This window comes from Modestobacter versicolor (assembly GCF_041028285.1).
Taxonomy (GTDB): domain Bacteria; phylum Actinomycetota; class Actinomycetes; order Mycobacteriales; family Geodermatophilaceae; genus Modestobacter; species Modestobacter versicolor_A.
Map to the genome: position 1 here is coordinate 117925 of NZ_JABGDB010000009.1, position 10562 is coordinate 128486.

General features: G+C 76.4%; 10 protein-coding genes. 4 read left to right on the forward strand and 6 right to left on the reverse strand.

The window, feature by feature from the left end; translation table 11 throughout:
- Positions 1-13 precede the first annotated feature (13 nt).
- Both HL054_RS20845 and HL054_RS20850 read left to right on the forward strand, forming a co-directional pair.
- The gene (locus HL054_RS20845) at positions 14-856 is read left to right on the forward strand and encodes a DUF1206 domain-containing protein (RefSeq protein ID WP_369141027.1); all 843 of its coding nucleotides are present in this window, start codon (positions 14-16) and stop codon (positions 854-856) included.
- A gap of 40 nt (positions 857-896) precedes the next feature.
- On the forward strand, positions 897-1760 hold the full coding sequence (locus HL054_RS20850) for a DUF1206 domain-containing protein (RefSeq protein ID WP_369141028.1): 864 nt from the start codon (positions 897-899) through the stop codon (positions 1758-1760).
- Positions 1761-1886: 126 nt separating this feature from the next.
- On the opposite strand, the gene HL054_RS20855 is transcribed toward HL054_RS20850, so the two are convergent.
- The 3 genes from HL054_RS20855 to HL054_RS20865 form a co-directional block, all read right to left on the reverse strand.
- A complete protein-coding gene (locus HL054_RS20855; RefSeq protein ID WP_369141029.1) occupies positions 1887-2804 on the reverse strand; it encodes an alpha/beta hydrolase in 918 nt (305 codons plus the stop codon).
- 49 nt (positions 2805-2853) lie between these two features.
- Positions 2854-3204 carry an STAS domain-containing protein gene (locus HL054_RS20860; RefSeq protein ID WP_369141031.1) on the reverse strand — a complete coding sequence of 117 codons (351 nt, stop codon included), beginning with the start codon at positions 3202-3204 and terminating at the stop codon, positions 2854-2856.
- 187 nt (positions 3205-3391) lie between these two features.
- The gene (locus HL054_RS20865; protein ID WP_369141033.1) at positions 3392-4516 is read right to left on the reverse strand and encodes a 5-methyltetrahydropteroyltriglutamate--homocysteine S-methyltransferase; all 1125 of its coding nucleotides are present in this window, start codon (positions 4514-4516) and stop codon (positions 3392-3394) included.
- A 52-nt stretch (positions 4517-4568) separates the two neighbouring features.
- Between HL054_RS20865 and HL054_RS20870 the strand changes: the two genes are divergently transcribed.
- Both HL054_RS20870 and HL054_RS20875 read left to right on the forward strand, forming a co-directional pair.
- Positions 4569-4856 (forward strand): hypothetical protein, encoded by a 288-nt coding sequence (locus tag HL054_RS20870; protein ID WP_369141034.1) that lies wholly within the window; start codon positions 4569-4571, stop codon positions 4854-4856.
- A gap of 218 nt (positions 4857-5074) precedes the next feature.
- On the forward strand, positions 5075-5455 hold the full coding sequence (locus HL054_RS20875; RefSeq protein ID WP_369141035.1) for a hypothetical protein: 381 nt from the start codon (positions 5075-5077) through the stop codon (positions 5453-5455).
- Between the two features lie 60 nt (positions 5456-5515).
- Here the strand turns inward: HL054_RS20875 and HL054_RS20880 are convergent, their stop codons facing one another.
- From HL054_RS20880 to HL054_RS20890, 3 genes are all read right to left on the reverse strand, one after another.
- Positions 5516-8458, reverse strand: coding sequence for a sacsin N-terminal ATP-binding-like domain-containing protein (locus HL054_RS20880; RefSeq protein WP_369141036.1), 2943 nt, complete (start codon positions 8456-8458; stop codon positions 5516-5518).
- A 48-nt stretch (positions 8459-8506) separates the two neighbouring features.
- Entirely contained in the window at positions 8507-9490 is a 984-nt protein-coding gene (locus HL054_RS20885) for a threonine ammonia-lyase (RefSeq protein ID WP_369141038.1), read from the reverse strand.
- A gap of 148 nt (positions 9491-9638) precedes the next feature.
- On the reverse strand, positions 9639-10562 hold a 924-nt coding region (locus HL054_RS20890), incomplete at its 5' end, for an HNH endonuclease signature motif containing protein (protein ID WP_369141039.1).

Here is a 10562-nt window from a genome sequence, read left to right on the forward strand (position 1 = left end):
GGAGGAGCAGGACATGGACACCTCGGGGACCGTCTCGTCGGCCCGTCAGGCCGGCGACAGCGACGGGCTGGAGGCGCTGGCCCGGGTCGGGCTCATCGCCTACGGCGTCGTCCACCTGCTGATCGCCTGGCTGGCGCTGCAGCTGGCCTGGGGCGGGGGCGGGGGCGGCGACTCGGCCGACCAGTCCGGGGCGATGTCGACGCTGGCCGAGCAGCCGTTCGGCAAACCGCTGCTCTGGGTGGTGGCCATCGGCCTGTTCGCGCTGGCGGTGTGGCAGCTCGCCGAGCTCTTCGCCCAGCTGCCGGGGCTGCGCGGCACCGGCGAGCGGAAGAAGAAGGCCGCCACCGGCTCGGCCAAGTCGGTCGCCAAGGCCGCCGTCTACGTCTTCCTGGGGATCACCGCCCTCCGGTTCGCCACCGGCGGCGGGTCGTCCAGCTCCAGCGACCAGCAGGGTGCCGTGGCCGGCGTCTTCAGCTGGCCCGGTGGCCGTTTCCTGGTCGGTGCCGCGGCCCTGGTGCTGATCGGGGTGGGCGCCTACCACGTGCGCAAGGGCGTGACCCGGAAGTTCATGAAGGAGGTCGACACCGCCCGCGCCTCGGCCCGGGAGCGCACGCTGATCGAGCGCTTCGGCCTGGTCGGCTACCCGGCGAAGGGCGTGGCCCTGGCGCTGGTCGGCGGCCTGGTCGGCTGGGCCGCCGTCACCTTCGACCCGGACAAGGCCAGCGGCCTGGACGGCGCGATGCGCACCCTGCTCGACGCCCCGTTCGGGAAGGCGCTGCTCACCGTGGTCGCCCTGGGCATCGCGGCGTTCGGCGTCTTCGCCTTCTTCCGGGCCCGCCACCCGCGGCGCACCTGACCGGCGGGCGGCGGTCCCGCTCGTCGGGCACGATCGCCGGGTGAACGTCGTCCCCCAGCGCGTGCACGACGCCGTCGCCCGGGCCCGCGAGGTGACCGACCACCCGGTGCTCACCCACCTGGCCCGGGTCGGGCTGGTCGCCTACGGCGTCCTGCACGTGCTCATCGGCTGGCTGGCGTTCCGGATCGCCTGGTTCGTGCAGCCGAGCACCGAGGACGCCGACCAGACCGGGGCGCTGCAGACCGTCGGCTCCTCCCCCGGCGGGCGGGTCCTGCTGTGGGTCATCGGGCTGGGCATGCTCGCCCTGGCGCTCTGGCAGGGCGGTGAGGTGCTGCGCTGGTGGACCGGGCTGCTCCGGCCCGACCACCGGCTGCGGACCGCCGTCCTCTGCGCCAAGTGCGGTGCCAAGGCCGTGGTCTACGCCGTCCTCGGGGTCACCGCGCTGTTCTTCGCCGTCGGCGCGGAGTACGACGCCGCCGCCCGCTTCCGCGACCTGACCGACGAGGCGCTGGAGATCCCCGGCGGCTCGGCGCTGGTGGTCGCCGTCGGGCTGGGGGTGGCGGCCGTCGGGGTGTACGTGCTGGTGCGCGGGGTCACGGGCGGCTTCATGAAGGACGTCGACCTCGACGCCGCGCCCGACCGGTGGGAGCCGCTGATCGAGCGGGTCGGCTCGGTCGGGTACGTGGCCAAGGGGATCGCGTTCAGCCTGTCCGGCGGGCTGCTGGTGTACGCGGCGGCCACCCAGGACGTCTCGACCGCGACCGGGCTGGACGGCGCGATGAACGTGATCGCCGACGTGCCGACCGGGCAGTGGCTGCTCACCGCGGTGGCGGCCGGGTTCGCCCTGTTCGGTGTCTACGCGCTGGCGCGGGCCCGCTACCCCGACCGCGACCCCGCCACCTGAGGAAGGACCCCGCTGCCCCCCACCACTCGCCGGCTCGCGGCGGGGCCCTGCAGCGGGGCCGACCACTGAGCCCGAACATGGCCATCTCCGGCCTACGGATCGGGCCGAAGATGGCCGTGTTCGCGGTCAGGGGGCGTGCAGGAGGGCGGCGGCGCGGGCGAGGACCCGGTCGAGGGCGGCCGCCGCGGCCGGGGCGAGGGCGACCAGGTGCGCGAAGCCGTGCGCCATGGCCGGCTCGTCCAGCCACTGCGCCGAGGTGCCGGCGGCGGCGAGCGCCTCGGCGTAGGCCCGGCCGGAGTCGTGCAGCGGGTCGACTCCGGCGGTGACCACCAGCGCCGGCGGCAGCCGGGAGAGGTCGCCCTCGGCCGGGCTGATCCGCGGGTCGCCCAGGTCGGTGCCCCGCGGGACGTAGTTCCGGGTGTACCAGGCCATGTCCGACAGCGTCAGGAACGGCAGGTGGCCGAAGGCGGCCACCGACGGCTGGTCGGCGCCCCGCGCCACGTTCGGGTAGAGCAGCAGCTGCGCGGCCGGCTGCGGACCACCGGCGTCGCGCAGCTGCTGGCACACGACGGCCGCGAGGTTGCCGCCACCGCTGTCGCCGGCCACGGCGACCCGGCCGGGGTCCCCGCCCAGGGTCGCGGCGTGGTCGAGCGCCCAGCGGGTGGCGGCCACGGCGTCGTCGACCGCCGCGGGGAACGGGTGCTCGGGCGCCCGCCGGTACTCGACCGACACCACGACCGCGGGCAGCGCCGCGGCGAGCCGGCGGGCCAGCCCGTCGTAGTCGGCGACGCTGCCGACGGTCCACCCGCCGCCGTGCAGCAGGACGACGGTGGCGCCGCGCGCGTCGGCCGGGCGGTACACCCGGCCGCCGTCGTCGAGCTGCTGGACGTCGACCGCGGGGCCACCGGCCAGCCCGTCGGCGAGCAGCGCGGCGAACCGGGCGCGGGCGGCCTCGAGACCCACCTCGCGGGCCGGGGGCACGTCCAGGCGGGGCAGCAGCGCAGCGAGTTCGGGGTGCAGCTGGGCGGGAACGGCGTCGTCCATCGGGCCATGGTGGCCCAGCGTCGGGCCCTTCGTCGGACCCGGCGTCGGGTCAGGCGTCGACGACGGTGAAGACGGTCCAGAGGCCGGTGATCTGCAGCGGCCGGACGACGGCGCGCGTGGTGCCGCAGCGCATCTGCAGCACCCGGCCGGAGGCGACGGCGGCCCGGTGCGCGGTCGCCAGCGCGGAGAGGCCGGCGGAGTCCAGGAAGGTGACGGCGCGGAGGTCGACCTCGACGGCGGCGCGGCCGGGGCGGGCGATGACCTCGAGCAGGCAGGTCCGCAGACCGGGGGCGGTGGTCGAGTCGACCTCACCGGTCACGGTGACCGTGGTGCCCTCCGACGACGTCGAGGCGCGGACGTCGATGCGGGTCGGGTCGATGTCGACGGGGAGTGCGGTCATGGCGAGCCTCCAGCGGGCCGTCCGGCCGGGGCGATCGCCGCCTGCCGCGTACGCCGGGCGAGGTGCTGCACCCAGTCGCGGCTGGTGGTTGAACCGCACGGCCAACGGTAGAGACCCGTTGGGTTGTGCACAAGGGGCACCCGGCGTGGCGGTGACGCCACGCCGGGTGCCCCCCGGAGGAGGCGTGTCAGCCCCAGACCTCCTGCGCGGTCTCGACGACCAGGGCCAGCTTGGCGATCTGCTGGTCCCGGGTGAGCGCGTTGCCCTCGACGGTCGAGCTGAACCCGCACTGCGGGGACAGGGCGAGCTGCTCCAGCGGCACGTACCGGGCCGCCTCGTCGATGCGCCGCTTCAGGTCGTCCTTGCTCTCCAGGTCCGGGCGCTTGGTGGTGACCAGCCCGAGGACGACGCGCTTGCCCGGCGGGACGAAGCGCAGCGGCTCGAAGGTCCCCGAGCGCTCGTCGTCGAACTCGAGGAAGAAGCCGTCGACGTCCAGGTCGCCGAACAGCGCCTCGGCGACGAAGTCGTAGCCGCCCTCGGCGACCCAGGAGGACCGGAAGTTGCCGCGGCACAGGTGGGTGGTGACGGTGAGCCCGTCCGGCCGGTCGGCCAGGGCGGCGTTCATCTGCCGGATGTAGCGCTCGTGCTGGTGCGCGGCGTCCCGGCCCTGGCTGTCGAGCTCGGCGCGCTGGGCCGGGTCGTTGAGGTAGGCCAGGCTGGTGTCGTCCAGCTGCAGGTACCGGCAGCCCAGGGCGGCGATGCCCTGCACCTGCTGGCGGTAGGCGGCCGACAGCGCGGCCCAGAAGGCGTCCTCGTCGGGGTAGACCGCCGGGTCGATCGCGGCCGCACCGCCGCGGTAGTGGACCATCGACGGCGACGGGATGGTCAGCTTCGCCGTCTGGCCGGGGCCCACCACCGACTGCAGGTAGGTGAAGTCGGCGCCGAAGATCGGCTCGTCGATCGACAGCGGACCGTCGACGTGCAGGCCGGCCGGCGCCCAGTCGATGGAGCCGTCGGCGTTCTTGAAGTGGACGGCGCGGCCCTCGCCGGCCACCTTGCTGATGCCGTCGATGGCGTAGATGAAGTCCATGTGCCAGGTCGCGCGGCGGAACTCGCCGTCGGTCGCCGTCTGCAGGCCGACGTCGGCCTGGAGCTGGACGACGTCGGCGATCGCCTGGTCCTCGATGCCGCGCAGCTCTGCGTCGTCCAGCTCGCCGGCCGCGTGCCGGGCGCGGGCGTCGTGGAGCCCCTGGGGGCGGAGCAGGCTGCCGACGTGGTCGGCGCGGAAGGGGGGTCCGGAGAGATCGGGCATGCCCCGAGCATGCCCGCTGGGGCGCGCCGGGCAACACGCGGATACTGGGGGCATGCCGAAGCGGACCGTCGTGGCCGGAGCCCTCTGGGTGCTGCTCTGCGTGCTGGCGTTCCTGGTCGACCCGGTCCTCGGCGCCTGCGTGCTCATCTTCGGCGGGATCGGCGTGGTCGTCGTCCAGCTGTCGAGCAGCTGGGACGAGCACCCGGACTTCGAGGCCCGTGAGCTGGAGCGGGCCCGCCGCCGGAAGGTCAAGTGGGAGAAGAACGCGCCGGCCCGGGAGAAGGACGCCGCGCGCTACGCCGCCCACCAGGCGCGCAAGAACCGCGAGAACGCCTCCTGAGAAATGGGTCGACGCCTCCCCGTCCGACCCCCTACGGTCCTCGACATGGGCGACACCTCGCTGCGGCTGCGGCTGCGCACCTCCTGAGCTGATCCGCGGGCGCTGCCGCGCAGCCCCGCCGTCCGCCGGTCCTCGACCGGACGCGACCGCTCCTCCCCGTTCCCGGCGCGCCCGCGCCGACGTCGCGGGCGCCCGTCCCACCCTCCTGGAGGCACCCCATGTCACGACCCACCCCTGCCGTCGACGGCCCCGCGGCCCAGGCCCGCGCCCAGCTGACCGAGGACGACCGCGCCGGCTTCGACCGGCTCGCGCACGCCGTCCTGTCCGCGCCCGGCGCCAGCAAGCAGCCAGCGCTGGGCGCCGTGCTGCGCAGCCAGCTGCCCGGCAACGCCGGGGTCCGGTGGCTGCACGCCGAGGGCATCTCGCCGATGTCCCGGGCGTCGGAGCTCACCGCTGAGCAGTGGCTGTCGCTGCACACGGCGTGGCTGACGCACGAGCAGGCGCCGAGGTCCGGTGGCCGGGGCAACGGCCACGGCCCGCGGACCGACAGCCGGCACGGTCACGCGCCCGGCGCCCAGGCCGCTCCGCGCTGGTTCTGAGGAAGGACCCTCCTGCCCGCCGCCGCTCGCAGGCTCGCGACGGGCCCCTGCAGGAGGGCCTCAGGTGACGGCGTCCTCGGCGGCGAGCTCGGTCGCGCGCTGCGGGTGGCCGAACGCCTCGGCGAGCGCCTGCCGCAGCGGCCAGGCGGTGGCCCGCCAGGCCAGGGCCCGGCCGAGCGCGGCCGGTGACCCGTCGACCGCGTCCGGCTCGCCCGGCCACCAGGAGACCGTCCGGCCGCCCGTGACCGTCAGCGCCGGGTGGACGGCGACCGACCCGGCGAGCTCGGGCACCCCCAGCCGCGCGGCAGCCAGGCCGGCGCCGGGCACCTCAGCCCAGGGCACCGTCCGGGCCGCGCGGCTGGTCACCCGGGCCCGCCCGACCAGTTCACTGGCCAGCGGGAGGTCGAGCAGGTCGGCGACCGCGCGCGGCGCCCCGCCGGCCGGCACAACCGGCTGGTCGACCAGTGGCTGCAACCACGGCGCGTCCAGCACGACGGCGTCGTCGGTCACCGCCGCCGGCGCCACCCGCACCCGGGCCGGGGCGTCGACGTCCAGGCCGTCCAGCGCGCCCGCCAGCTGGGCGTAGACCGTGCGCAGCACCCCGGGCGTCACCGTGCGCGCCGGGTCGCCGAGCCGGCCGAGCAGGTCGAGGGCGTCGTCCACGTCGGCCAGCACCTCGGCGACGGTCCGCCACGGCCGGAGCAGCTCCAGGACGTCGGCGGGCACCTCGGGCGCCGCTTCGTACAGTCCCTGTAGCTCCACCGCCTCCGGGTGCCGCAGGCGGTCGGGTCGCCGCCCGTGCAGCACCGGCGAGGTGCGCAGCCACCAGCGCAGGTAGCCGGGGACGGCGGTGCCGCCGAGGTCGACGTCGGCCCGGGCGGCCGCCGGCGACGCGGCCAGGAGCGGCAGCGCCCGGTCCCAGTCGCGCACCAGCTCCAGGTCCCGGACGGCGGTCAGCGGCGGCCAGACCGGCGGTGGCGCGTCCGCCGGCAGCCGGTCCAGGACGGCGTCCACCCACTCGTCCACCCGGTCGACGTCGAGGTCGTCGGGGTCGTCGGCGCTGAGCACCGCGAAGCCGTCGAGCACACCGACGGCCCGCAGCGCATCGGCGTCCTGCTCGGCGGCGAACTCGGGGTCGAGCACGCCGAGCGCCCCGGGGGTGAGCACGTCGGCCAGCGGTGAGCCCGGCCGGACCAGCTCCCCCGCCGGCGCCCAGCCGCCGTCGTCGTCGGGCAGCGCCAGCTCTGCCAGCCAGTCCAGCTCACCCGGCGCCGGCCCGGCCGCGGCGACCAGGGCGAGGACGGCGTCGGCCAGCGGCTCGACGTCCTCGCCGTCGTCCGCCCGGTCCAGCGAGCTCTCCACGGCGGCCCGGACGCCCGGGTCGGCGAGCACGGCGGCCGCCGTGGCCGGGCGGGCGCCGAGCCGTTCCAGCACCCGGTGGGCGCCCCCGGCCGCCGCGGCCGGGTCCGCGATCCGCAGCCCGAGCGGGGCGAGCCGGGCCGCGGGCAGCGTCTCGTCGGCGAGCAGCACCCCGGCCGGGCCGTGCGCCGTGCGGCCGTCGGCCAGCGGCACCGGCAGGGCGGCGACCTCGTCGCGGTCGGCCCGCTCGAGGGCGAGGTAGAGCGCGGCCCACCAGGACGGCGGGCGCTGCACGCCCCGGACCGCCTCGACCACGTCGGCCAGCCCGGCCCGGCGCACACCGAGCGCGCGGAGCACGGCGGCGTCCGTCCGACGGGACCACCCGGCCGGCAGCAGGCCCGGCAGCACGCCGACGAGGGCGGCGACCCGATCCTCGGTGGGGTCGTCGAGGGCGACGGCGCGGTCCGGCCGGAGCGCGCTCTCCTCCGGGTCGGCCGGGGGCAGCCAGGCGGCCGTGCCGAGCCGGTCCAGGACGGCGCGGCCGAGGGCGGCGTCCAGCTCGGCGGCGGCCAGGCCGGGACGCGGGACGAGCTGCAGCAGCACCGGGTGCGGCGGCAGGGCGGCCAGCAGCTCGGTGTAGCCGTCGGCGGCCACCGCGACGAGCGCGTCGGTGACCGGTCCCGGGGCGACGTGCCGGCGGTCGGGGCCCAGCGGGAACGGCACGATCAACCGGGCCGGGAGCGACAGCGGCTCGTCGCTGGGCGTGGGCGCGTGCAGGACCTGGCGGCCGGGCAGCGGGACCGGGGTGTCGCCGTCCACGGGGAGCGCCCAGGTGACGACGTACCCGCGCCGCCCGCGTTCCTCGACGGGCCGGTCGGCGAGGAGCTCCGCGGGCAGCTCGCCGGTGCGCCGGTGCACCCGCCAGGTCGTCGTCCGGTCGCCGTCGGTGAGCACCGTCGTGGCGCCCGGGCTGGACCCGAGGGTGCGGGTGGCCCCGTCGAGCACGACGTCGAGGCGCTGCAGGGCGGGCAGGGCGAGCAGCACCTCGGCGGCCAGGCCGGCGAGGGCGGCGCGGACCTGGTCGGTGGTGCCGGGCCGGAGCGGCAGGACGACCTCGGTGGCGAAGCCCGGCGGGGGCGCGCCGTCGACGTCGAAGGGCAGCCGGAGGACGGGGACGGCGCCGTCGCGGCGGGCGAGCTCGTCGGTCAGGGCCGGGAGCTGCGCGACGGCGGCCCGGGTGTCGTCGGCGCTGAACCGGACGGAGCGGTCGGTGGAGAGGACGGCGGGGGCGTCGCACACCGGCAGGACGGCGGAGAAGCCGACGCCGAACCGGCCCACGGTGGCGTCGGCGCCGCGCTTGGCGGAGGCACGGAGGCTGGCCAGGGCCTGCACGCCGTCGTCGTCGAGGGGGGCGCCGGTGTTGGCGGCGCGCAGGGTGGTGCCGGCCAGCTCGAGCCGGAGGTGGCCGGGGACGCCGGCCCGGGCGGCGGCGTCGGCGGCGTTCTGGGCGAGCTCGACGAGCAGCCGGTCGCGGTAGCCGCCGCGGGCGAGGTCCTCCTCGGCGTTGGCGTCCTCGCGGAACCGGGCCGGCGAGTCGGTCCAGGCGGCGAGCACCCGTCGGCGCAGTTCAGCGGCGTCCGGCACCAGGGCAGGATCCCACCGCCGCGCCGGGTCGGGGCAGCGCCGGGTGCATCAGTGGGACCAGCCCGCGGTCGGTCGAGGAGCGTGGACCCAGCGGTCGACGTCGGCCGGCGCCACGTTGCTCCCGCAGAGGACCGTGCCGACGGTCGTGCCCTCGAAGCGCGCCCGGTCCTCGAGGACCGCCGCCACGCCGAGCGCTCCGGCGGGTTCGACCACCAGACCCGCGTGCTCGTGGAGCAGGCGCATGGCCGCGACGATGCTGTCCTCGGCCACCAGGACCGCGTCGTCCACGACCGCGGACAGGTCGGCGAGGACCTCCGGGATGACGTACCTGCCCGCGACGCCGTCGGCGATGGTCCGCGGGACGCCGACCTCGACCGGCGCACCCGCGCGCAGCGCGAGGGTCATCGCCGGCGCCTGCTCGGGTTGTACGCAGACGACCGGCACGCCCGGGCGCAGGCTCTTCAGCGCGAACCCCACCCCGGAGGCCAACGCGCCGGCGCCCAGCGAGACCAGCACGGCGTCGAGGGCGCCGGGCAGCTCCGCGAGCTCGAGCCCGATCGTCGCGGCTCCCTCGCACGTGCCGACGTCCCTGCTGTCCTCGACCAGCCGGGCGCCCGTCCGCGCGGCGATCCGCGCAGCGGTGTCGAGCGCCTCCTCGATCTCCCCGTCGACCAGCACGACGTCGGCGCCGAGCGCGCGCATCCGCTCGACCTTCAACGGGTTGGCCCGCGCCGAGGCGACGACCGTGACGCCCACGCCGCGTGCTCGACCCCCGTAGGCGAGCGCCTGGCCCAGGTTCCCCGCGCTCGCGCAGACGACGGAGCGCGCCCCGCCACCGTCGAGGAGGCGGGTGAGCACGGTCTCGGTGCCGCGGCCCTTGAACGAGCGGACGGGGTTCAAGGTCTCCACCTTGAGGACGACCCGGCACCCCAGCACCTGCCCGAGGGGCTCGCACTCGTACTGGGGCGTGTCCAGGAAGACCGGGTCGATCTGGTTGCGCGCCAGGCGGACCCGCTCGAGGTCCAACCGCATCCTGACCTCTCCTCCCCGGTCCACCGGGCACGCGATCGCGCCGGCGGCACACCGGCCTCCAGGTGCCCACGCCCTCGTCGAAGGGACACGATCTGCCATCCCCCGCTTGGACAGCAAGCGCAAACCCGGCTCCTGCTGGGTGCTGCGGTCAGACGAGCAGCGGTGTGCCGATCAGGATCTCGGTGCCGTCGGGTCGCCAGGTGCGCCATCGCCCGCCGGGTCGTCGTTCGACGCGGAAGCCGTGGTGGACCTTGGTGTGGTGCCGTTCGCACAGCAGCGCCGAATTGTCGAGGCTGGTCTCGCCCTGGTCGGCGACCCACTCGCGTAGGTGGTGGACGTCGCACCAGTGCGTGGGTGCTGCGCAGCCGGTGAACACGCAGTGGCCGTCCCGCTGCTCCACGGCCCGTCGCAGGTGCGGTGGGACGACCCGCTTCTCCCGGCCCACGTCCAGCGGCAACCCGTCCGGGCCCATCACGAGCCGGGAGATGGTGGCGTCGCAGGCCAGCCAGCGAGCCCGGGCGGCGGAGATCCGGGCACCGAACCCCGTCCGCGCCGCCCCCGGCCCCGTCGTGCCCGTGTCGGCGAGGTCGTCGACGTCGATGGTCACCACCAGGTGCGGCTTCACCGTCCGCAGGGTCGGCAGGGTGCCGGCGGCGAGCTGGTTGTCACACAACTGCACCAGGGCGTCGGCGTTCTGCTGCGCCCTGGTCCGGCCATCTCCGAGGGGCCGGTTGGCCTGCACGATCGACTCGATCGCCGCCTGCACCTTCTCCCCACCCACCGCATCCAGGTCGAACCGGCCGGTGACGCTGCCATCCGCGTGCTTCGCGATCGACAAGCGGCGCCCCTCGGTCGGGTCCGGCTTGGTGCCGTCCGGGTCCAGGGCTTCGAGGTAGTGGAGCACCGCCTGCGCCAGCCGCTCGTGCGCCGGCCCCTGCGCGACCTCGGTCAGCGCCCGGTCCACCGCACCCAGGTCCACTCCCTGCGCCTCGGCCGCCGCTCGCTGCTCCTCCCCCGTGATCGGGGCGATCGTCGCCACCTGACCAGCGGTCAGCGCACCGTCGGCGAAGGC